Raw genomic sequence first — 20,474 nt, 5'->3', positions numbered from 1 at the left:
CCGGGGCGCCGACCCTCACCCGTTCGCCGCCGGACGGCGTGTCAGGGGGGCGGTCGTGGGGGTTCGGCTGCGGGGATTCGGTCGCGGGGGTTCGGTCGCGGGAGGCGTCAGGGCGAGTCGGGGGTGGTGCGGACCGGGAAGCCGGTGGGGCGGCCCTGTTCCTTCAACCAGGTCAGCACCCGGTCCAGGGCTTCGACGGTCTGCCGGCGGTCGCCGCCCCCGTCGTGGAACAGCACCGTGGGGCCGTTGCCGATCTCGCGCTGGACGGCGGCGACGATGGCCGCCGCGCCGGGCTTGCCGAAGTCCTTGGTGTCGACGTTCCAGCCGAGCGGGCGCATCCCGTTGGCCGCCGCGATGCGACGGCTGTCGGGGGTGAACGCCCCGCCGGGGGCCCGGTAGTACTCGACCTTCCCGCCCGCGCCGGCCGCTTCCTCGATCAGCCTCTTCGCGTCGAGGATCTGCGCCTCCTGGTAGGCGACGGGCTTCTTGTCCATCTTCGTATCGTGGTCCATGGAGTGGTCGCAGAGCCGGTGGCCGGCCGCGACCACCTTCTTGACGAGGTCCGGATGGGCCTTGGCCTGGGGGCCGACCATGCAGAAGGTGGCCTTCACGTCGTGCGCGGCGAGGACGTCGAGGACCTTGGGGGTCCAGCGGGGGTCGGGGCCGTCGTCGATGGTGATGTTGACGGCGTTGCCACCGCTCTCGGAGGCGTGCGCGATGCTGTCCGGGAGGGTGGTGGGTGAGCCGGGGGCGCCGGGGCCGGTCGTCCGGGTGGCGTTGTCGCGGGGGCCGGTGCGGGGGCCGTCCGTTCCGATGAGTGCGGTGACTCCCCCTATGGTCCCCGCGACGGCCACGGCCGAGGCCGCGACGGCTATCCGGCCCCGGAGACCGAGCTTCTGCGTACGCGTCATGTGTCCACTCCCCATCCGCCCTTGAAAGGGTTATGTGGGTCATGACGCCTTCGGACTTGGTTGGGTTCCGCCCAATTGCTCTATAAATTGCAGGTAATAAGGACTTTGGTCCTTCATGAGCACAGATGGCACCACAGGCGCGGCGGCCCCGGCAGGCGCGAGGGCCCCGGCCGCCCCGCAGGACCCACACCCCCCCTCGGGAACGCGAACGGCGGGTCCGGCGCCGGGGATTCGTCCCCGTGCCGGACCCGCCGATTCGGTATCCGTGGTGCGTGGTGCGTGATGCCTGATGCGTGGTGCGTCACGCCTCACGCGTGGTGCCAGGTGTGAGGGTGCCGGGTGGGCGCGGGCGTCAGTGCGCCGGCGAGTCCTGCGGGGCCGGGCCGCCGCCCCGCAGCGGGACCTCCTTGACGAACCAGGCCGCCACGAAGCCCAGTACGGCGACGGCCGCGCCGAGCAGGAAGGCCGAGTGCGTACCGGCGGCCACCGCGTGCTGGTAGGCGTCGCGCACGGCCTCCGGCAGCTTGGCGAGGCTCGCCGCGTCCAATTGGGCCGAGCCCGCCGCGGCGGCGGCCTGGGCACCCTGGCGCTCCACCATGGTGTCCGTGACCTGGGTGGTGAACAGGGAGCCCATGAGGGCGACGCCGAAGGAGCCGCCGAGCGTACGGAAGAGGGTGGCGGAGGACGAGGCCACGCCCATGTCCTTCATCTCGACGCTGTTCTGCGCGACCAACATGGTGATCTGCATCAGGAAGCCGAGACCGGCGCCCAGGACGGCCATGTAGACGCCGGAGACCAGACGCGAGGTGTCGGTGTCCATCGTCGCGAGCAGGAACAGGCCGACGACCATGAGGGCGCCGCCGATGATCGGGAAGATCTTGTACTTGCCGCTGTTGGTGGTGACCCGGCCCGCGATGAGCGAAACGAGCATCATCGAGAGCAGCATGGGCAGGAGCAGCAGCCCCGAGTTGGTGGCGGAGGCGCCCTGCACGGACTGCTGGAAGAGCGGCAGGTAGAGCACGCCACCGAACATCGCGAAGCCGACGAGGAAGCCGATCACGGACATGAGGGTGAAGTTGCGGCTGCGGAAGATGTGCAGCGGCATGATCGGCTCGGCGGCCTTGGTCTCGACGTAGAGGAAGGCGGCGGTCGACGCGATGCCGACGGCGATCAGACCGAGGACCTCGACGGAGCCCCAGGCGTACTCGGTGCCGCCCCAGGTGGTGACGAGGACGGTCGAGGTGATGGCGATGGTCAGCAGCGCCGCGCCCAGGTAGTCGATCTTGCTCTTGGACCGCTTCTTGGGCAGGTGCAGCACGGCGGAGACCATGGCGAGGGCCACGGCGCCGAGCGGCAGGTTGATGTAGAAGGACCAGCGCCAGCCCATGTGGTCGGTGATGGTGCCGCCGACCAGCGGGCCGCCGATCATGGCGAGGGCCATCACGCCGGCCATCATGCCCTGGTACTTGCCGCGCTCACGGGGCGGTATGAGGTCGCCGATGATCGCCATGACACCGACCATCAGACCGCCGGCGCCCAGACCCTGGATGGCGCGGAAGCCGATGAGCTGACCCATGTCCTGGGCCATGCCGCTGAGGACGGAGCCGATCAGGAAGATGACGATCGAGGCGAGGAAGGAGCCCTTCCGCCCGTACATGTCGCCGATCTTGCCCCAGATGGGGGTGGAGGCGGCGGTCGCGAGGGTGTAGGCGGTGACCACCCAGGAGAGGTGCTCCAGCCCACCGAGTTCGCCGACGATGGTCGGCATCGCGGTACCGATGATCATGTTGTCGAGCATCGCGAGCAGCATCGCGATCATGAGGGCCATGAGGACGACGCGCACGCTGCGCGGCTTGGGTCCCGTTTCCACCTCCTCCACGGGTACGGCCGTCTTGACTGTCTCGCTCATGTCCACTCCCCTGGCACCGACACTTCGACTCACACCCGCCGGGAACTTACTTGCCGCCCGGCTAGTTCACTACACTGGGGACGGTAGACGTGTCACTAGCCGGTCGTCAAGTAAGTACATGTGTCGTACGTAAGTGTGGGGAGAGTCATGTCCAACAGCTCCAGCGGCGGTCCGCAGCAGCGGCGCGGCAACACGCGCCAGCGCATCCAGGACGTCGCGCTGGAGCTGTTCGCCGAGCAGGGGTACGAGAAGACGTCGCTGCGGGAGATCGCGGAGCGGCTGGAGGTCACGAAGGCGGCGCTGTACTACCACTTCAAGACCAAGGAAGACATCATCATCAGCGTCTTCGACGACTCGACCCGGCCGATCGACGAGCTGATCGCCTGGGCGCAGGAGCAGCCGCCGACGCTGGAGATGAAGCGCGAGGTGCTGCGCCGGTACAGCGAGGCGATGGCGGCGGGCGCGCAGCTGTACCGCTTCATGCAGGAGAACCAGGCGACGATGCGGGAGCTGAGCATCGGCGAAACCGTGAAGCGACGCCTGTTCACCCTGGTGGAACTGCTGCGCACGGAGGAGGGCCCGCTGACGGACCAGGTCCGCTGCGTGAGCGCCCTGTTCACGCTGCACGCCGGGATGATGTTCCTCCAGCACGTGGAGGGTGACCCGGAGGAGACCCGGCAGGCGGCGCTCGAAGTCGCGACGGACCTGATCACGCAGGCACACCACGAGGTCGGATAGTCGATCGCGCGCCCCGGCGGGGACCGGGGCGGGCCCGTCACGTGGCTCGGCGGGCTCGTGGGCGGGCTCGGCCGGCTCGCGGGCGGGCTCGGCCGGCCCATCGTCGGAGCAGCGGTCCGCCCGGCAACTCGCCCCGCAGGGCGTCCCCGTTCCCCGGTCACCCCTCGCTCCGCCGGATTCAGCTCCGCCGCCTGAAGGTGCCGGGGGCTGTCCCGTGCATCCGCTTGAACGCGTGGGCGAAGGCGAACTCGGAGGCGTAGCCCACCTGGGCGGCGATGGATCTCAAGGGTGCGTCCGACGCCCGCAGCAGGCGCGCCGCTGTGCTCATCCGCCACCAGGTCAGGTAGCCGAGGGGTGGTTGACCGACCAGTGCGGCGAAGCGCCTGGCGAACGGTGCCCGGGAAAGCCCCGCTTCCGCGGCGAGCTTCGCCACGGTCCACGGCGCCGCCGGGTCCCGGTGGATGGCGTGGAGGGCGGCGGTGACCGGCGGATCGTTGAGCGCGGCGGCCCAGCCGGTGGTGTTGCCCCGGGCGGGCTGTTCGGAGAACCAGATGCGCAGGATGTACAGCAGCAGTGTGTCCAGGAGCGCGGGGACGGCCGCGTCAGTGCCGAGGCGCGGGTGCTCCAGCTCGGCGGCCAGAAGCCCTACGGCGGCGCGCAGTTCCGGGTGCCGGTCCGGGGCCGGGGCCGAGGCCGGCGCCGGGTCCGGAGCCGCGGGAAGGTGGATCCGGTCGGGCAGGTCGCGCAGCAGCGGGTGGGTGCGGGACGGGTCGAGCCGGTAGGTCCCGCAGAGCACGACGGTGACCGGACCGCCGTCTCCGGTCCGGTCGACGCTGTCCGACGCGAAGGGCTCGGAGTACGCGGGGTCGTCGGGGCCGCAGGCGAGGGCCGTCGCCGGGGTTTCGGGGCTGTCGGCCAGGGTGTGACCACTGCCGTGGGGCAGGAACACCACGTCCCCCACGCCCAGCGGGACGGGTTCCGCGTCCGGCGCGATCAGCCAACAGGAGCCCCGAAGGATCACCTGGAAGCCCGCCGACCCCGGCACGGTCGCGAACTCCTGCCGCCAGGGGGCGTGCCACCGCACGTACGCCGACCGGGGGCGGCCGGTTCGCATCACCGCGATGACGTCACTGAGCACATCCATGGGGTGAGAGTAGTCGGGCGAGACGAACGCGTATGAAAAGGGCCCCTCTGCCGCATGGATCGTCTCCGCGTCCGGCCTTAGATTCGCGGCATGAAGATGAGGACGAAGATGAAGACAGCACGCATCCACGAGTACGGCGACGCCTCCGTGATCCGCTACGACGACGTTCCGCGCCCTCGGCCCGCGTCCGGTGAAGTGCTCGTCCGCGTCGCCGCGACGTCGTTCAACCCGACCGAGGCCGCGTTGCGGGGCGGACTGCTGCAAGCCTTCCTCCCCTTGGACCTGCCCCACACGCTCGGATGGGACGTCGCCGGTACGGTCGCCGAAGTCGGCGCGGACGCACGGGGGTTCGCCGTCGGCGATCGGGTCATCGGACGGCTCGACGGCGCGGGCGCGGCCGCCGAGTACGTACGGGCACCCGTGGCCACCCTGGTCACGGCTCCCGCCTCCATCCCCCTCACGGATGCCGCGGCTCTTCCCGTGGCCGGCCTCACGGCGTGGCAGGCAGTGTTCGAGCACGGGAAGGTCGCCGCCGGTCAGCGGGTCCTGGTGAACGGCGCGGGCGGAGGGGTCGGTGGCTTCGTGACGCAGTTGGCCACGTACGCGGGAGCCGAGGTGATCGCCACGGCCGGCCCCCGCAGCGCCGAAGCCGTCCGGCGGCAGGGGGCGGACCACGTGATCGACTACACCGCCGCACCGGTGGGGGCCGCGCTCGGCGGCCCGGTGGACACCCTGCTCAACCTGGTTCCGCTGAGCCCGTCGGACGCGGCGGCTCTGGCCCCGCTGGTGCGGCCCGGCGGGCGGATCGTCTCGATCGCCACCCCGATCGAGCCGCCGGCGGACGCCGGGGTGACGGCGATGCACATGGTCGCCCGCAACGATGTGGCGCAGCTGGCGGCGCTGGTGGAGCTCGTCGACGCGGGCGTGGTCGGCGTCGACATCAGCGCGTCCCACCCACTGACCGACCTCGGCGCCATCCACCGCCTCAGCGAGGTCGGCGGGATCCGGGGCAAGGTCATCATCGTCCCTTGAGTCGCCTCCGGCCGCTGCCGTTCGCGGCCGAACCACCCGTGGTGCGGGGCCCGTTCGCTCGGAACATTCTGCGGAGAAGGTAACTCGTGCCATCGGATCGGTACGGACGGGGACGGCAGGAGCTACATCGCGGTCGCGGGAGCGGAATCCGCGTACCTCACCGACTCGGCGGATTCGCTGCGCCAACTGATCCGGGACATCAAGGCCGGCAAGGCCGACCACCTCCTCACCGACTGACGCCCCCGCCGGGGCGCCCGGCATGACGCGGGGGCGGTCAGGCGGGCCGGTCGAGACGGCGCTCCGAGGCGGCGATCGGGACGTCGTTGATGCTGGCCTCCCTACGGCGCATCAGACCGGCCTGGTCGAACTCCCACTGCTCGTTGCCGTGGCTGCGCCACCACTGGCCGGAGGCGTCATGCCACTCGTACTCGAAGCGGACGGAGATCCGGTCACCGGTGTACGCCCAGAGCTCCTTGCGGAGCCGGTAGTCCAGCTCCCGCTCCCACTTGTCGGCGAGGAAGGCCCGGATCTCGTCCCGGCCGGTGAGGAAACGGTCGCGGTTCCGCCAGACCGAGTCCTCGGTGTAGGCGAGCGCGACCCGCTCCGGATCGCGACTGTTCCAGGCGTCCTCCGCCGCCTGGACCTTCGCCCGGGCGGACTCCTCGGTGAACGGCGGCAGGGGAGGACGTACAGCGGCAGTACCCATGACGAGGCCTCTCGAAGGCGGTGACCGAAGCGCGGAGAACGAACGTTCTCACGGTAGAGAACGATCGTTTTCCTCGCAAGTGAATCTGCATTACGCTGCCCGCATGGACTCCCCCATGAACGACGACGAGGCACGCGACCGGCTGCTGGACGCCGCAGAGGCCCTCTTCTACTCGGAGGGCATTCAAGCCGTCGGCATGGACCGCATCCGCGCCGAATCCGGCGTCGCGCTCAAGCGGCTGTACCGGATCTTCCCCGCCAAGGAAGCCCTGGTCACGGCCTACCTGGAGCGCCGGGACCGGCGCTGGATCGCCGGACTGCGCGAATCCGTCGACGGCGCGCCCGACCCGGTCACGGCCGTCTTCGACTGGCTCGCGGCCTGGTTCTCGGAGCCGGACTTCCGCGGCTGCGCGTTCCTCAACGCCTACGGGGAACTGGGCGCGGGCCCCGCCGCCGTACTGGACGTCGTCCACCGCCACAAGGCGGAGCTACGGAACCTCCTGGCCGGCCTCACCGGCCCGGCCGACCCGCCCGGCCTCGCCGATCAGCTGCTGATCCTGGTCGAGGGTGCGACGGTGGTGGCGGCCCTCGACCCCGGCCCGGCCCCGGCCCACCACGCCGCGGCGGCGGCCCGCACCCTCCTGGGCCGGGCCCCCGCAGCCGCCCGCGCCTAGCTCGCGCCGCGCGGGAAGGTGATCTCGACGCGGCGGTTCTTCTTGCGGCCTTCCTCGGTGCCGTTGTCCGCGATGGGGTAGTCCTCGCTGTAGCCCCGCACGTCGAAGGTGACCGAGGGGTTCGTGACGGTCTTGACGAGCTCCGTCTGCACCGCGTCGGCCCGCTGCTTGGACAGCTCCTTGCCGTGCTCGTAGCTGCCCTGGTCGTCGGTGAAGCCGAAGACGCGGACGCGGGTGGCCTTCTGCTGGTTGATCTCGTTGGCGATGGCCTGTATCCGGGCCGCCGCCTGCGCGTTGAAGACCGCACTGTTCTCGGGGAACAGCACCTCGGACTGCAACGCCATCATGACGGTCTGGTTGGTCTCCTGCCGCCGCTGCTCCCCACCGAGGTCCTCGACGACCTCGGCGATGTCGAGCACCTTGATGGGCGCGAGCGTCCCACCTTGCGGGATCTTGAGCCCGGGGGACGCGGAGTCGATCGCCACGGGCGCAGCGGCGGACGGCTCCGTGCCGGGGGGTACGGACGGCTTGGGGTCATCAGCATGCGCGCTGGTGGCACCGATGAAGTGAGCGCCGGCGATCACCAGAGTCGAAATGGCTGTAACTGCAGTGACTCGATTGCGTGTTGTCATGACGTCACCCGGAGAGTTTGACGGTAGCCGTGGCAAACGTGGGCAGGTTGAACTCCACCTCGGTGCTACTGGCCGGCGGAGCCGGGAACTGAGCAAAGAACGGGATGGTCTCTCCAGCCCCAATGCGAGTGATGCCGACCGTGCAAAGGCACCTGCTCTCGGTATCCCGGAGAACGTAGTAACGCTTCTTTCCTGCCTTGTCAGTCAGTGTGGCGCCGGCCACTGAAGCCGCACTCGCGCTCTTCTCGTCTCCGCGCCAAGCTGCCGTTTGCACGAAGGCAGCCGATCCACCGTTCTTGATCTGGCCACTGACCGTAAGGAATCCGCCCTGATCCCGAACCGCGGAGTTCAACGTGAGAACGATGCCGTCCGGGCCTGCCGACGTTGCGATCACTTCAACAGGAGCCGTGCTCTGACCGGCACTGGGAGAAGATCCCTGAGAGCCGCCCGAGGAGGCCTGCGGAGGTGAGGACGCCGGTGCCTTGCCATCCCCTCCATCAGCACCACACCCGGCCAAGGCAAGAACCATGGCCGCCGCAGCAGCGCCAGCCCCCGAACGCACCTTCACCACGTGCCGAATCCTCATCTGAGCCGCTTCCTTATCTCTGTCGTCCACTATCAGCTGTCCAAACGGACCTTGAACAGGCGCCTGGCCAACTTGTCCCACGGTTCGGGCTTTGACGGGTCGAAGCTGATGTCGTCGCCGCCGTCACAATCGAAGGTGATCGGTCCCGGGCGCTCCGGCTCCTCCACCGAAGCACTGGGAGCCGGCTCACTGGTCGGCGACCCACCGGGGGTCGGCTCGACCTCGGGCGGAACAACCACCGAGCCGAGACGACACAAAGGCTCGACCACCGCAGTGGCCTTCGCCTTGCCCTGCACACCAGACGTTCCGGGGATGACCGAATCGCCAACGGTGCCGTTCGTGGTGACCTCGACCTTGAATGTCAGGCCACGACGTACGCACGTCGCCACAGCATCGTTCTGCGCTGCGAAACTCAGGGCCCCGCCACACGCCCCTTCCACGTCGAACCGGTTTCCCGCGAGAAGGGCCTCCCAGTCGGCAGCTGTGAGACTCACAAGATCCAGCCCGGGGGTCAATTGGTCCCTCAGATCGCGGGCGGCTGCCAGCGCCGCCGCGTCCGCCGCCCCCTGCCCATTACTGCGTGTCACCGAGGCCTGGCCGATCACGAAAAATGCGAGCGCGGCGAAGAGGAGACAGGCCACAGTCACGATGTAAATGGGAAATGCCTGCCCCCCATCAGACGACCCGCGCCGAGTCACCCTGCTGTGATGTCCTCGACTGCCTGAGCGATACGGTTCGTGATGGACGTGCCGATGCCTGAGCCGACGATTGCTCCGATGATCACTACGACCACCAGGATGATGCCCAGGTATTCGAAGGCCGTTTGGCCTCGGTCCTGGTTTGCGTAGCGCTTGCGGAGTCGGGTGATCGCCGTGTCCGTCCACGTGTGCAGTCGGATCGTGGCCTTCAGCAGCGAGTTGTGTGACATGGGGGTCCCCTCCCGGGCCGGTGCCACTGTTGATGGGCGGACGGTACGGGGAGTTACGGGTGATAACCAAGGGTCCCGGGGCCCAAATGCGGACCCATTGCGTCCTGCGGCTAGCCATGGCCGGTCACCCCCGGACGGGCGGTTCCCAGCCAGCGGGCTATGGCTTCGCTGCGGGTGGTGGTCCTGAGCTTCGCGAAGATGCGGTTGATGTGGTTCTTGACCGTCTTCTCGCTGATGAAGCAGGCGCCGGCGATCTGTTGATTGTTCATTCCGGACGCGATCAAGTCCATGATCTCGGTCTCCCGCGAACTCAGCCCATATGGAACAGAGTTGTGCATGCGCTCCGTAGAGGATGCCACACTTCGTTGCGGTTGCGAAGAGGAGCGGAGGTCTTCCAGCAAGGTCGTGGCGACCGACGTCGAGAAGTGGGCGCGGCCCGCGCGCACGTCGCGGACCGCGCGGATCAGGTCGTCCGCCGTGAACTCGCCGTGGACCAGGTAGCCGCCCGCGCCCAGGAGCAGGGTCTCGCGGATCGTGTCGGCTTCGCGGCTGTGCGTCAGCATCAGGACGGGGGCCAGCGGCACCAGGTGCGGGAGGGCGGAGATGCCGTCCACGCCCGGCATGCGGACGTCCAGCAGGATCACGTCCGGGCTGTGCCGGCGGGTCAGGCTCAGGGCCTCCCGGCCGTCGCGGGCCTGCGCCACCACGTGGAGGTCGTCGGTGGCGGCCAGCAGGGCGGCGAGGCCGGCCCGGACGACCGGGTTGTCGTCGGCGATCAGGACGCGGATCGGCATCATGGCTCAGCCGCCTCCGAGGAGGGCGCCGAAGTCGACGTCCGCGCCGTAGACGAAGCCGCAGACGAGCAGGATCAGCGTGCCCGGCAGCATGAACATGGTGACCGCGAAGGTGGCCTTGGGGACGGCCCGGGCGGCGCGCCGGCGGGCGTTCTGGGCGTCGGTGCGGCGCATGTCCTCGGCGATGGCGATGAGGGTCTCCACGATCGGGGAGCCGAGTTCCTCGCCCTGCTGGAGGGCGGTGACGAACTGGGCGACCTGCTCGGAGTCGTTGCGGCGACGCAGTTCGTCGAAGGCCTGGCGGCGGCTGACGCCCATGTCCATCTGCTGGAGGGTGATGCGCACCTCGTCGGCCCAGGGGCCCTCGTACTTGCGCGACACGCGCTCCAGCGCCTGGCGGAATCCGAGCCCGGCGCTGACGACGACGGCGAGGACGTCGAGGAAGTCGGGCAGGGTCCGCTCGATGTTGTCGCGGCGGACCCGGATCGCGGACCACAGGCCGGCCTCGATCCAGAACAGGCCGAAGGCGACCATCAGGAGGGCCGGCACCAGCCGGCCGTTCATCAGCATGGCCAGGGCGCCGAAGCCGCCGAGGAATCCGTACACGGCGCGGCGGGCGGCGTAGCGGTCGATGGTCAGGCCGGACGGGTTGCCGGCCATGTCGATCTGGCGGCGTTTGCGGGCGACCTGCTTGGGGCCCATCAGGCGCAGGACGAGCGGGGCCCAGCGGATGCCGAGGCGGTCGACGAGGGAGCCGACGGCGGTCGTGCGGGTGGCGCCGACCTCCAGGGCGAGCGCGAGGTCGGTGGGGAGTTTGACGTCGGCGCGGTAGAGGCGGATGCCGTGGAGGATGCCGAAGACGGCGAGGCCGAGGGCCAGGGCGAGGGCGAGGGGAAGCAGCGCGGTCATGTGGTCGTCCGCCTCACACGTCGATCTTCGAGAGGCGGCGGATGAGGACGAAGCCGAGGGCGAACAGGCCCAGGGAGACCAGCACCGCCACCTGCCCGACGAAGGCGCCCGTCATGCGGTCGAGGGCGCCGGGCATCATCGTGTTCACCAGGAGCAGCGAGCCCACGCCGATCGCGGGGACCAGGTACGCGGTGACGGTGACCTGGGAGAGCTGCGTACGGATCTCCCTGCGGGTCTCCTTGCGCTGTTCCAGGGTGACGGTCAGGTTCCGCAGGCTGTCCACGATGGCCCCGCCCGCCCGCGCCGACAGGACGAGGGTGGAGACGAGGACGACGAGTTCCCGCGACGGGAGCCGGTCGACGATCTCGCCCAGGGCCTCCTCGATGGAGTGGCCGACGGCGAGGCGGTCGGCGACCCGGGAGAGTTCCTCGCCGGCCGGGGCCTCCAGTTCCTCCGCCGCGATGCCGATGGCGGTGCGCAGGGCCAGGCCGGCCTGGGTGGCGTTGGCGAGGATGCGGGCCAGTTCCGGGAGCTGGTTGATGAACCGTTCGGTGCGGCGGGCCCGCTGCCAGTTGAGGAAGGCGTTGGCGGCCCAGATGCCGATCAGGCCGGCGAGGGGGCCGAAGAAGGGCGCCAGCAGGGACGCGGCGACCAGCCAGACGCCGGCGACGGCCATCAGCATGTAGACGAAGAACTCGCCGGGGGTGAGGTCCATGCCGGTGGTGGCCAGCTTCAGTTCGAGGCGGCGTCCGAACCGGGTTCCGCGCAGTCGTCGGTCCACGGCCGGGAAGCGGCGTCGGCGGCCGGTCGGTTCGGGTGCTCCGCTCGCCGAGAGGCGCTCGATGAGGGCGGCGCGCTGGGCGTGGCCGGAGGCGTAGGCGTGCACGCCCAGGGATACGAGCAGGCCGGCCAGCAGGGTGGCGCCGAGGGTGAGGAGGACGAGGTTGTTCACAGGACGGTCCGAGAGGTGAGCGGGTCGAACGGTTCGTACCGCTCGTCCGACAGGGCGACCCCGAAGGCCTGGGGAATCGGCTGGCTGTTCATGTAGAGGCGTTCCGCGATCCGGCGCGGCAGCGGGTGGTAGGCGAAGTGGCCGTGGACGCGCCCGTCGGCGCCCATGGGCTGGGCGACGTAGCGGCAGACGGTGGTGATGCGGAAGGGTTCGCGGCCGTGCGAGTCGAGGATGGAGATCTCCGTGATGCGGCGCGAGCCGTCACCGAAGCGGGTCAGCTGGACGATGACGTTGACCGCGCTGTTGATCTGGTCCTGGAGCGCTTCGAAGGGGATCTCCACCTCCGACATGGACGCGAGGGTCTGCAGGCGCATCAGGGCGTCCTGGGAGCTGTTGGCGTGGACGGTGGCGAGGGAGCCGTCGTGACCGGTGGACATGGCCTGGAGCATGTCGAGGGTCTCGCCGCCGCGGACCTCGCCGACGATGATGCGGTCGGGGCGCATGCGCAGGGAGTTGCGTACGAGGTCGCGGATGGTGATCTGGCCCTTGCCCTCCACGTTCGGGGGCCGGGATTCGAGGCGGATGACGTGCGCCTGCTGGAGCTGGAGCTCGGCCGAGTCCTCGATGGTGATGACGCGCTCGCCCTCCGGGATGAGTCCGGAGAGGGCGTTGAGGAGGGTGGTCTTGCCGGTGCCGGTGGCGCCGGAGACGATCACGTTCATCTTCGCCTGGACCAGCCCGGACAGCAGCAGGAGCATCTGCTCGTCGAGGGAGCCGAGGCCGATCATCTCGTGCAGGGTGAAGGCGCGCGGGAAGCGGCGGATGGTGAGGGTGGCGCCGGTCAGCGAGAGCGGCGGGATGATGACGTTGACGCGCTCGCCGCTGGGGAGGCGGGCGTCGACCATCGGGTTGGCCTCGTCCACGCGGCGGTTGACGGTGGAGACGATGCGCTCGATGGTCTGCATGAGCTGCTCGTGCGAGGCGAAGCGGATGGGGAGCTGCTCGACGCGGCCGGCCCGCTCGACGAAGATCTGGTCCGGCCCGTTGACCATGATCTCGGAGATCGAGGCGTCCTCGAGGAGCGGTTCGAGCACGCCGAGGCCGAGGGCTTCGTCCACGACGCGGCGCACGAGTTGGGCGCGCTCGGCGGTGGACAGGACGGGGCCCTCGCGGCTGATGATGTGCCCGAGTACGCGTTCCAGTCGCGCGCGGCGCTCGGCGGGCGCGAGCGCGGACATCTCGGCGAGGTCGATCTCCTCGAGCAGCTTGGCGCGGTACGAGGAGACCAGCCGGCCGTCCTCGCGGGGGCTGTGCCGGTCGTCGGGGGTGTTGACCCGGGAGCGCAGGCTCATGGGCGGGCTCCGATCGGGTTCGGGTCGTCGTTGGGCATCACGGCGGTGGCCGTGGCCGGCTCGGGGTTCAGGCCGGGGATGATCGAGTTGATCCGGATGGAGACGTTCGCGGTGACGGCGTCGGTGTTCTTCGAGACGGTGACGTCGGCGCTCAGGCCGCCGCGCACGGCGGCCCGGCCCGCGGCCTCCCCGCCGGAGCCCTTGCGGGCCTCCACGCGGGCCGCCGTGCGGGCTGCGGTGTCCGCCTGTTCGTGGACGTACGCGATCCAGCCCAGCTGGATCCCGCAGAGCGCGACGAACAGCAGGATCGGTACGAAGCCGATGTATTCCAGGGCCACTTGGCCCCGGTCGGAGCGGATGCGCCGCCTCATGCCCTCACTCCTCCCTCTCCATCGCCGCGCCGGCCGTGCCGTCCAGGGAACCGAAGTTGAGGCCGGGGAACAGGACCGGGATCCGGACGGTCACCGTCGCCTTGTACAGGTCTCCCGCCCGGCCGCACTGCGTCGTCGGGCCCCAGGCGCCGCCGATGTGTTCCACCGCCGCCGTCCGGCAGGCCCCGTCCCCCTTGACCGCCCCCGCCCGCGCCGCCTCGTCGGCCGCGTTGCCGACCAGGGAGAAGGCGTAGCCGATCAGCACGCATTCCCACACCGCCGCGACGAGCAGCAGGATCAGCGGGACCATGCCGACGAACTCGACGGCGACCTGACCCCGGTCGGGGCGGCCGGTGCGCGCGGACCGCCGGGCGGCCATCCGTCAGCCCTCCCGGCCGCGGCGCAGCCGGGCCACCGGGCCCGACGGGCGGACGGCGAGGGCGTGGCCGGGTCCGGCCTTGGGGTCGTCCGCGACGGCGAGCAGGCCCAGTTCGCCGGCCAGGGTCCACAGGGCCTGTTTCACCGTCGAGCGGTTGTCGAGGTCCTGGACGCGGCCGGCGTCGACGACGCCCTGGAGTTCCTTGAAGGCGGCCGGGACGGGGGTGCGGGCGACCCGGGTCTTGGTGATCTTCTCTATCAGCGCGGGCTGGATCTCGGTGTGCTTGCTCCAGCGGTTGACGACCACGGTGGTGTCCTCGGCCTTGCGCACCTGGAGCCGCTCCCACATGCGGACCATCCGTTTGGCGGCCCGTACGGAGACCACGTCCGGGGTGACGACCAGGACCGCCACGTCGGCCATTTCCACGGCGGTGGCGTTGGCGCCGGTCACCTGGGTCCCGCAGTCGACGACGACGAGTTCGTAGCGGGCGCGCAGGGCGGCGATGACGTGGCGGGCGGCCCGGTCGTCGACCTCTTCGCCGCGTTCGCCCTCGCCGGGTGCCAGCAGCAGGGCCAGGCCGGTGCGGTCCTCGTAGACGGCGTCCTGGAGGACGCGCGGGGAGATGTCCTGGATGCCGGCGAGGTCGGCGACGGAGCGTCGGAACTGCACGTCGAGGTACGAGCCGACGTCCCCGGCCTGGAGGTCGAGGTCGACGAGGGCGGTGCGGCGGCCGGAGGCGGCCGCGGCGAGGGCGAACTGGACGGCGGCGAAGGTGGTGCCGACGCCGCCCTTGGCGCCGGTGACGGTGACGAGCCGGCCGCCGGGGCCGGTGGGCGCGTCGGCGCCCCGGCCCAGGTGGCGGCGTACGCCCGCGGACCACTGGGCGGCGGCCTGGACGCGGGTGGCGAGTTCCTCGTAGCCCAGCGGCAGGCCGACGAGGCCGCGCGCGCCGGAGTCCATGGCGGCGGAGAAGACCCCGGGGCCGGCGTCGGAGGAGAGCAGGACCACGCCGACCGCCGGGAAGCGCAGGGCGACTTCGCGGATGAGTTCCAGGGCGGGGACGGGCCCGATCCGTTCGTGGACGAGGACCACTTCGGGCAGTTCGTCGACGGATTCGGCGGCCATCCGGCCGAGGGTGTCGAGGAGGGAGGTGGAATCGGGGACGGGAGCGGCCGGCTCGGCGTCCGGGAGCTGGCTGAGCAGGGCCACGATGGCGCGGGCGGCGTCCGCGTCACCGGCGGCGGGCAGGATACGAGTGGTCATCCGCGCCTCACTTGTCCCCTTCGAGGGTGTACGTGCGCTCGCTCGGGCCGGGCGCCGAGTCGGTGCCGGGGGCCACCAGGGCCAGCCGTACGTGCTCCGCGAAGGATTCGGCGTACGCGACGCGCTGGGTGTCCTTGGTGGTCAGGGCGAAGGTGATGGGTACGGCCTCGGTCGGGCCGGTGCGGTCGCTGTTCTTCTCCAGGGCGGTGAGCTTGCCGACGCCGAGGACGCGGGCGTTGGCGACGATGATGACCGACCGGGACGGGTCGGTGTCCTTGGCGCCCTTGAAGGTGGCGAGGATGTTGACCTTGGCTCCGGAGGTGATCTTGCCGGCCACTCCCGTCGCCGCGTCGATCATGATGGCGATCTCCTGCTCACCGGCCTGGAGCTGCGGTTTGTCGACGAACATGTCCGTCTGGAGCAGCGAGCCCTTCTTCAGGGTGGTGAGCGCGATCTTGTCCTTGAGGGCTCCGAGGTCGGTGACGGCCGTGCCGGACAGCCAACGCTTGGGGACCGTGACCTCCTCGAACTGGCCGGCGCCGAGGGCGCTGTAGGGGGCGATGTCGCCCTTGACCCGGTAGGCGACGACCTCGGACCCGACCTTCGAATTGACGTCGCCGATGACCACGAGGACCCCGCCGAACGCCGCGAGGGCGCACAGGACCGACAGCAGGAGCAGGATGACGCCGCGGCGCTGGCGTGAGTTCATGAGCCGTACTACCTCGCCGTTCTTCGTTCGTTCGGGCCGGTCAGGATCTGGATCTGGGGCGGTTGGCCGCTTCGGGCGGCGGCGCGGCGAGCGGGGCGGCGCAGAATCCGCAGCGGTCGCCGATGAGCTCGAAGCCGCACCACCGGCACTCCTCGCGGCGTACGGAGGAGACCAGTTGGTAGAGCACGGAGGGGTCGGGGATGGCCGCGGCGAACTCGACGAGCTTGGGTGTGGCCCACCAGTCGGCGGAGTCGGCCGGCAGCGGGTTCTCCATGACGCCCTGCACCTGCCAGGCGGGGGCCAGTTCGGCCGTGACCCAGTCGGAGGACGACTGCCCGCGGGCGAAGGTCAGGTGGGTGGCGAAGCCGGGTCCCGGCGGCAGCTCGCCCTCGCGTGCGCCCGTCGCCCCTGGCGGGCCGAGCTTCGCGAGGTGCGGCGTCGGGTGGGCCAGTACGGCGAACCGGGCGCTCGGTGACCAGGACCTGGCGTGCGCCTTCAGGCCGACGGGGACCCGGTCGAGCTTGGCGACGGTGCCGAGCAGGGCGCCCGCCCAGATGTAGTGCGAGAGCAGTCGGGCGGCCGAGGCGATGACGCCGGGGCTGAAGTCGCAGACGCTGAGCTGGCGCAGCTGACGCACCAGCACGGCGGTGGCCAGCGGCGGGAGATCGATGTCGATGAGCGCGATCCGGTCGGTCTCCAGGATGGCCCGGACGGTGTGCAGGCGGCGCGCGGTGGCCGCCGGCAGCCATGGCGGTACGACGACCACGAGGTGGCCGTGCCGCTCCAGCAGGGCGGAGGTCTCGGCGAGTGCGCCCTCCAGGTCCGCCTCGCCCGGCGGGCGCAGGACGGCGGCGCCCGGGGTGTGCCGGTCCGGGGCCGGCAGCACCAGATCGGCGCTGGTGACAGCGATGGCGGTCGGCACCCGAATCCCCCCGTTCACCCGGTACACCACGCACGTTCCCGTGGCCGTCACGTACGCGCCCGTACTGCGCGACCGCAAACTTCCGACGTGCTTCCCCCTTGCCACAGCACCATATCCGCGACCTCCCTGGTGGGGCAGGGGCTTGCGGATTCCCGTGCCACGAGCACGTGTCACAGGTGGCGGGAAACCCGGACAACCGGGATTCGGGGGCCCGTTGATTTCAAGCCACTTCGCAAAGCCCCTTGACAGGGAGATTGGTCTGGACCAACTTGGCTGCGCCAGCACTTGGTTGCGGGGAACCCCCACTCCCCCTCATTCCGCTTGTCCCTTCCTCCCCCCACGGAGCCCACGTGAACCGCATACGCTCCCTTGCCCTGCTGGGCGCGGCCACGCTCGCCGCCGGCGGCCTCACGGCCCTCGCCTCCGGCACCGCCCAGGCGGCCGACGTCAACGTCGTGCGCAACGGCGGCTTCGAATCCGGCTTGGCCAACTGGTCCTGTTCCGGTGGCAGCGGCGCCTCCGTCTCCTCCCCGGTCTTCGCCGGAACGGGCGCGTTGCGCGCCGCCCCGGCGGGCCAGGACAACGCCCGCTGCAGCCAGACCGTCACGGTCAAGCCGAATTCGACGTACACCCTGAGCACCCAGGTCCAGGGCAGCTACGTCTACCTCGGCGCGACCGGCACCGGCACGCAGGACGTCTCCACCTGGACGCCGGGTTCCGGCGCCGGCTGGCAGAAGCTCTCCACCACCTTCTCCACCGGCCCGAACACCACCCAGGTCAGCGTCTGGACCCACGGCTGGTACGGCCAAACACCGTACGTGATAGACGAGTTCAGCGTCGTCGGACCCGACGGGGGCGGCGGCACCGACCCCGGTCCGAGCATCCCGGGCGCCCCCGCCGGGACCGCCGTTTCCGGCCAGAGCGCGAGCGCGCTCACCCTTTCGTGGAACGCGGTCGGCGGCGCGGCCGGCTACCACGTCTACCAGGACGGGGTCCGGGTCAAGTCCGTCACGGACGCCTCCACCCAGATCACCGGGCTCGCCGCGGCGACCTCGTACGCGTTCCAGGTCAGCGCCTACAACGCGGCCGGCGAGGGCGCCAAGTCGGCGCCGGTGACCGGTACGACGACGGGCGGGGGCCCGGGTCCCGGCCCGAACCCGTCCGTCCCCAAGCACGCGCTGACCGGCTACTGGCAGAACTTCAACAACGGCGCGACCGTCCAGAAGCTCTCCGACGTCTCGAACGAGTACGACATCATCGCCGTCTCCTTCGCCGACGCCACGACCACGCCCGGCGCCATCACCTTCAACCTCGACTCGGCGGGCCTGAACGGCTACACCGTGCCCCAGTTCAAGGCGGACATCGCCGCGAAGAAGACCGCGGGCAAGTCGGTCATCCTCTCCATCGGCGGCGAGAAGGGCACGATCTCGGTCAACGACTCGGCCTCGGCCAACAATCTGGCGAACTCGGCCTGGGCGCTGATGCAGGAGTACGGCTTCAACGGCATCGACATCGACCTGGAGAACGGACTCAACCCGACCTACATGACGCAGGCGCTGCGCGCCCTGTCGGCCAAGGCGGGCCCGTCCATGGTGCTGACCATGGCGCCGCAGACGATCGACATGCAGTCCACGCAGGGCGGCTACTTCAGGACGGCCCTCAACGTGAAGGACATCCTGACCGTCGTCAACATGCAGTACTACAACAGCGGTGCGATGAACGGCTGCGACGGCAAGGTCTACGCGCAGGGCTCGGTGGACTTCCTGACCGCCCTGGCCTGCATCCAGCTGGAGGGCGGCCTCGACCCGTCCCAGGTCGGCATCGGGGTCCCGGCCTCGCCCAGCGGCGCCGGCAGCGGCTACGTGTCGCCGGCCATCGTCAACAACGCCCTGGACTGCCTGGCCCGCGGCACGAACTGCGGATCCTTCAAGCCGTCGAAGACCTACCCGGGTCTGCGCGGGGCGATGACCTGGTCGACCAACTGGGACGCCAAGGCGGGTAGCGCCTGGTCCAACGCGGTGGGTCCCAAGGTCCACGCGCTCCCTTAGGCGGTACGAGTGGGGGTGGCCGATTCAGGTCGGCGCACCCGGCAGGTTCTTGACCCGGACATGCCATGAGAGCACGCTGTGCGCGTCCGCACGGCTACCCCCACACTCCCGACCCAGGAGAACGCATGCGGCTCCACACCCGCCGGAGGGCCGCCGTCACGGCGGCCCTGCTGGCGCTCGCGCTGGGCGCACCCGCCTACGGCCTGAGCGCCACGGCAGCCCAGCCCGCCAGCCCGTCCACCGCCACCCAGGACGAGGCCATCGTCCAGTACCGGATCCACGGACCGTCGACCGTCGCCGACCGGACCGCCCTGCTGAGCACCGGGGTGTCGATCGACGAGGTGGACGACCACACCGTCGTCGTCAGCGCCGACACCATGCAGGCCAAGGACCTCCGCAGGCGCGGCTACCAGCTGACCGCGCTCCCCGGTCCCCCGGACCGCTCCGTGCCCGGCATCGCCTCCGGCGCCATGGACTTCCCGTCCGCCGACTCGAAGTACCACAACTACGCCGAGGCGACCGCGGAGATCGACCAGCGCATCGCCCAGTACCCCGGGATCATGAGCAAGCGGGTCATCGGCAAGTCGTACCAGGGCCGGGACCTGTTCGCGATCAAGATCAGCGACAACGTCGCCACCGACGAGGCCGAGCCCGAGGTGCTCTTCACCGCGCACCAGCACGCCCGCGAGCACCTCACCGTCGAGATGGCCCTGTACCTGCTGAAGGAGTTCGGCTCCAAGTACGGCACGGAGTCCCGGATCACCAACGCGGTCAACAACCGCGAGATCTGGATCGTGCCGGACCTCAACCCCGACGGCGGCGAGTACGACATCGCCACCGGGTCCTACCGCTCCTGGCGCAAGAACCGGCAGCCGAACTCCGGCTCCTCCTACGTCGGCACGGACCAGAACCGGAACTGGAACTACAAGTGGGGCTGCTGCGGCGGCTCCAGCAGCAGCAAGAGCTCCGAGACCTACCGGGGCCCGGCCGCCGAGTCCGCCCCCGAGGTGAAGGTGGTCTCCGACTTCGTGCGCAGCCGCGTCGTCGGCGGCAAGCAGCAGATCAAGGCCTCGATCGACTTCCACACCTACAGCCAGCTCGTGCTGTGGCCCTTCGGGTGGACGTACAACGACACCGCGCCCGGCCTGACCGCCGACGACCTCGCCGCCTTCAAGAAGGTCGGCACCGGCATGGCGGCCAGCAACGGCTACACGCCCGAGCAGTCGAGCGACCTGTACATCACCGACGGCACGATCGACGACTGGCTGTGGGGCAGCCAGAAGATCTTCGCCTACACCTTCGAGATGTACCCGTCGAGCTCGGGCGGCGGCGGCTTCTACCCGCCCGACGAGGTGATCGACCGCGAGACCTCCCGCAACAAGGAGGCCGTGCTCCAACTCCTGGAGAACGCGGACTGCATGTACCGCTCGATCGGCAAGGAAGCCCAGTACTGCACCTGACGGGTTGCCGGCCGCACGGCCCGAGGGGGCGCCCCGCCGCCAGGGGGCGCCCCCTC

The 20,474-nt window shown here is 70.3% G+C and carries 22 protein-coding genes; 5 read left to right on the top strand and 17 right to left on the bottom strand.

The features are described from left to right. Nucleotides 1-107 precede the first annotated feature (107 nt). Complete coding sequence (locus tag ACFY0I_RS01705; RefSeq protein WP_388888666.1) at nt 108-911, bottom strand: polysaccharide deacetylase family protein; 804 nt, start codon at nt 909-911, stop codon at nt 108-110. A gap of 352 nt (nt 912-1,263) precedes the next feature. Further along, complete coding sequence (locus ACFY0I_RS01700; protein WP_388888663.1) at nt 1,264-2,820, bottom strand: MDR family MFS transporter; 1,557 nt, start codon at nt 2,818-2,820, stop codon at nt 1,264-1,266. A gap of 147 nt (nt 2,821-2,967) precedes the next feature. Between ACFY0I_RS01700 and ACFY0I_RS01695 the strand changes: the two genes are divergently transcribed. Continuing rightward, nucleotides 2,968-3,558, top strand: a complete 591-nt coding sequence (locus ACFY0I_RS01695; RefSeq protein WP_388888660.1) for a TetR/AcrR family transcriptional regulator — start codon at nt 2,968-2,970, stop codon at nt 3,556-3,558. A 178-nt stretch (nt 3,559-3,736) separates the two neighbouring features. On the opposite strand, the gene ACFY0I_RS01690 is transcribed toward ACFY0I_RS01695, so the two are convergent. Beyond that, a complete protein-coding gene (locus ACFY0I_RS01690) occupies nt 3,737-4,702 on the bottom strand; it encodes an AraC family transcriptional regulator (RefSeq protein WP_388888654.1) in 966 nt (321 codons plus the stop codon). 90 nt (nt 4,703-4,792) lie between these two features. Here ACFY0I_RS01690 and ACFY0I_RS01685 point away from each other — a divergent pair, with 90 nt between their 5' ends. Continuing rightward, nucleotides 4,793-5,734, top strand: coding sequence for an NADP-dependent oxidoreductase (locus tag ACFY0I_RS01685; RefSeq protein ID WP_388888643.1), 942 nt, complete (start codon nt 4,793-4,795; stop codon nt 5,732-5,734). Between the two features lie 274 nt (nt 5,735-6,008). On the opposite strand, the gene ACFY0I_RS01680 is transcribed toward ACFY0I_RS01685, so the two are convergent. Continuing rightward, nucleotides 6,009-6,440, bottom strand: coding sequence for a nuclear transport factor 2 family protein (locus tag ACFY0I_RS01680; protein WP_388888641.1), 432 nt, complete (start codon nt 6,438-6,440; stop codon nt 6,009-6,011). Nucleotides 6,441-6,543: 103 nt separating this feature from the next. Between ACFY0I_RS01680 and ACFY0I_RS01675 the strand changes: the two genes are divergently transcribed. Continuing rightward, nucleotides 6,544-7,113, top strand: coding sequence for a TetR/AcrR family transcriptional regulator (locus ACFY0I_RS01675; protein ID WP_388888639.1), 570 nt, complete (start codon nt 6,544-6,546; stop codon nt 7,111-7,113). On the opposite strand, the gene ACFY0I_RS01670 is transcribed toward ACFY0I_RS01675, so the two are convergent. The 13 genes from ACFY0I_RS01670 to ACFY0I_RS01610 all read right to left on the bottom strand — a co-directional run bounded on the left by ACFY0I_RS01670 (nt 7,110) and on the right by ACFY0I_RS01610 (nt 16,910). After that, on the bottom strand, nt 7,110-7,745 hold the full coding sequence (locus ACFY0I_RS01670; protein ID WP_388888636.1) for an OmpA family protein: 636 nt from the start codon (nt 7,743-7,745) through the stop codon (nt 7,110-7,112). The genes ACFY0I_RS01675 and ACFY0I_RS01670 overlap by 4 nt on opposite strands. Before the next feature lie 4 nt (nt 7,746-7,749). Further along, on the bottom strand, nt 7,750-8,316 hold the full coding sequence (locus ACFY0I_RS01665) for a hypothetical protein (RefSeq protein ID WP_388888633.1): 567 nt from the start codon (nt 8,314-8,316) through the stop codon (nt 7,750-7,752). 47 nt (nt 8,317-8,363) lie between these two features. Continuing rightward, on the bottom strand, nt 8,364-9,029 hold the full coding sequence (locus ACFY0I_RS01660; RefSeq protein ID WP_388888630.1) for a pilus assembly protein TadG-related protein: 666 nt from the start codon (nt 9,027-9,029) through the stop codon (nt 8,364-8,366). Then, the gene (locus ACFY0I_RS01655) at nt 9,026-9,259 is read right to left on the bottom strand and encodes a hypothetical protein (RefSeq protein ID WP_388888627.1); all 234 of its coding nucleotides are present in this window, start codon (nt 9,257-9,259) and stop codon (nt 9,026-9,028) included. The genes ACFY0I_RS01660 and ACFY0I_RS01655 overlap by 4 nt, the downstream gene beginning before the upstream one ends. 110 nt (nt 9,260-9,369) lie before the next feature. Then, nucleotides 9,370-10,056 (bottom strand): response regulator, encoded by a 687-nt coding sequence (locus ACFY0I_RS01650; RefSeq protein WP_388888624.1) that lies wholly within the window; start codon nt 10,054-10,056, stop codon nt 9,370-9,372. A gap of 3 nt (nt 10,057-10,059) precedes the next feature. Then, entirely contained in the window at nt 10,060-10,962 is a 903-nt protein-coding gene (locus ACFY0I_RS01645; protein ID WP_388888621.1) for a DUF5936 domain-containing protein, read from the bottom strand. Between the two features lie 13 nt (nt 10,963-10,975). Continuing rightward, nucleotides 10,976-11,914, bottom strand: coding sequence for a type II secretion system F family protein (locus tag ACFY0I_RS01640; RefSeq protein WP_388888620.1), 939 nt, complete (start codon nt 11,912-11,914; stop codon nt 10,976-10,978). Then, on the bottom strand, nt 11,911-13,266 hold the full coding sequence (locus ACFY0I_RS01635; RefSeq protein ID WP_362881367.1) for a CpaF family protein: 1,356 nt from the start codon (nt 13,264-13,266) through the stop codon (nt 11,911-11,913). Before ACFY0I_RS01635 ends, ACFY0I_RS01640 begins: the two co-directional genes overlap by 4 nt. Beyond that, nucleotides 13,263-13,637 (bottom strand): TadE/TadG family type IV pilus assembly protein, encoded by a 375-nt coding sequence (locus ACFY0I_RS01630; RefSeq protein WP_388888617.1) that lies wholly within the window; start codon nt 13,635-13,637, stop codon nt 13,263-13,265. Before ACFY0I_RS01630 ends, ACFY0I_RS01635 begins: the two co-directional genes overlap by 4 nt. 4 nt (nt 13,638-13,641) lie before the next feature. Then, the gene (locus ACFY0I_RS01625) at nt 13,642-14,016 is read right to left on the bottom strand and encodes a TadE/TadG family type IV pilus assembly protein (protein WP_388888614.1); all 375 of its coding nucleotides are present in this window, start codon (nt 14,014-14,016) and stop codon (nt 13,642-13,644) included. Nucleotides 14,017-14,019: 3 nt separating this feature from the next. Then, on the bottom strand, nt 14,020-15,279 hold the full coding sequence (locus tag ACFY0I_RS01620; RefSeq protein ID WP_388888613.1) for a CpaE family protein: 1,260 nt from the start codon (nt 15,277-15,279) through the stop codon (nt 14,020-14,022). 7 nt (nt 15,280-15,286) lie between these two features. Beyond that, on the bottom strand, nt 15,287-15,988 hold the full coding sequence (gene cpaB / locus ACFY0I_RS01615) for a Flp pilus assembly protein CpaB (RefSeq protein ID WP_388888611.1): 702 nt from the start codon (nt 15,986-15,988) through the stop codon (nt 15,287-15,289). Between the two features lie 40 nt (nt 15,989-16,028). Then, on the bottom strand, nt 16,029-16,910 hold the full coding sequence (locus tag ACFY0I_RS01610) for a hypothetical protein (protein WP_388888609.1): 882 nt from the start codon (nt 16,908-16,910) through the stop codon (nt 16,029-16,031). 350 nt (nt 16,911-17,260) lie between these two features. Here ACFY0I_RS01610 and ACFY0I_RS01605 point away from each other — a divergent pair, with 350 nt between their 5' ends. Together ACFY0I_RS01605 and ACFY0I_RS01600 are read left to right on the top strand one after the other, a co-directional pair. Further along, complete coding sequence (locus ACFY0I_RS01605) at nt 17,261-18,958, top strand: chitinase (RefSeq protein WP_388888606.1); 1,698 nt, start codon at nt 17,261-17,263, stop codon at nt 18,956-18,958. Nucleotides 18,959-19,083: 125 nt separating this feature from the next. Next, nucleotides 19,084-20,418: a M14 family metallopeptidase gene (locus ACFY0I_RS01600; protein ID WP_388888603.1), complete on the top strand. Its 1,335-nt coding sequence runs from the start codon at nt 19,084-19,086 to the stop codon at nt 20,416-20,418. The last annotated feature ends 56 nt before the right edge of the window (nt 20,419-20,474 follow it).

Source organism: Streptomyces sp. NPDC001568, assembly GCF_042893755.1.
In the GTDB taxonomy this organism is placed as follows: domain Bacteria; phylum Actinomycetota; class Actinomycetes; order Streptomycetales; family Streptomycetaceae; genus Streptomyces.
This window is presented reverse-complemented; position numbering and strand designations above follow the sequence as displayed.

Bases quoted from the DNA above. Each gene is read 5' to 3' on its own strand.
- ACFY0I_RS01625 (WP_388888614.1), bottom strand. From the start codon at position 14,016: ATGGCCGCCCGGCGGTCCGCGCGCACCGGCCGCCCCGACCGGGGTCAG.
- ACFY0I_RS01675 (WP_388888639.1), top strand. From the start codon at position 6,544: ATGGACTCCCCCATGAACGACGACGAGGCACGCGACCGGCTGCTGGAC.
- ACFY0I_RS01695 (WP_388888660.1), top strand. From the start codon at position 2,968: ATGTCCAACAGCTCCAGCGGCGGTCCGCAGCAGCGGCGCGGCAACACG.
- ACFY0I_RS01650 (WP_388888624.1), bottom strand. From the start codon at position 10,056: ATGATGCCGATCCGCGTCCTGATCGCCGACGACAACCCGGTCGTCCGG.
- ACFY0I_RS01630 (WP_388888617.1), bottom strand. From the start codon at position 13,637: ATGAGGCGGCGCATCCGCTCCGACCGGGGCCAAGTGGCCCTGGAATAC.
- ACFY0I_RS01685 (WP_388888643.1), top strand. From the start codon at position 4,793: ATGAAGATGAGGACGAAGATGAAGACAGCACGCATCCACGAGTACGGC.
- ACFY0I_RS01600 (WP_388888603.1), top strand. From the start codon at position 19,084: ATGCGGCTCCACACCCGCCGGAGGGCCGCCGTCACGGCGGCCCTGCTG.
- ACFY0I_RS01655 (WP_388888627.1), bottom strand. From the start codon at position 9,259: ATGTCACACAACTCGCTGCTGAAGGCCACGATCCGACTGCACACGTGG.
- ACFY0I_RS01635 (WP_362881367.1), bottom strand. From the start codon at position 13,266: ATGAGCCTGCGCTCCCGGGTCAACACCCCCGACGACCGGCACAGCCCC.
- ACFY0I_RS01620 (WP_388888613.1), bottom strand. From the start codon at position 15,279: ATGACCACTCGTATCCTGCCCGCCGCCGGTGACGCGGACGCCGCCCGC.
- ACFY0I_RS01705 (WP_388888666.1), bottom strand. From the start codon at position 911: ATGACGCGTACGCAGAAGCTCGGTCTCCGGGGCCGGATAGCCGTCGCG.
- ACFY0I_RS01700 (WP_388888663.1), bottom strand. From the start codon at position 2,820: ATGAGCGAGACAGTCAAGACGGCCGTACCCGTGGAGGAGGTGGAAACG.
- ACFY0I_RS01680 (WP_388888641.1), bottom strand. From the start codon at position 6,440: ATGGGTACTGCCGCTGTACGTCCTCCCCTGCCGCCGTTCACCGAGGAG.
- cpaB (WP_388888611.1), bottom strand. From the start codon at position 15,988: ATGAACTCACGCCAGCGCCGCGGCGTCATCCTGCTCCTGCTGTCGGTC.
- ACFY0I_RS01690 (WP_388888654.1), bottom strand. From the start codon at position 4,702: ATGGATGTGCTCAGTGACGTCATCGCGGTGATGCGAACCGGCCGCCCC.
- ACFY0I_RS01670 (WP_388888636.1), bottom strand. From the start codon at position 7,745: ATGACAACACGCAATCGAGTCACTGCAGTTACAGCCATTTCGACTCTG.
- ACFY0I_RS01645 (WP_388888621.1), bottom strand. From the start codon at position 10,962: ATGACCGCGCTGCTTCCCCTCGCCCTCGCCCTGGCCCTCGGCCTCGCC.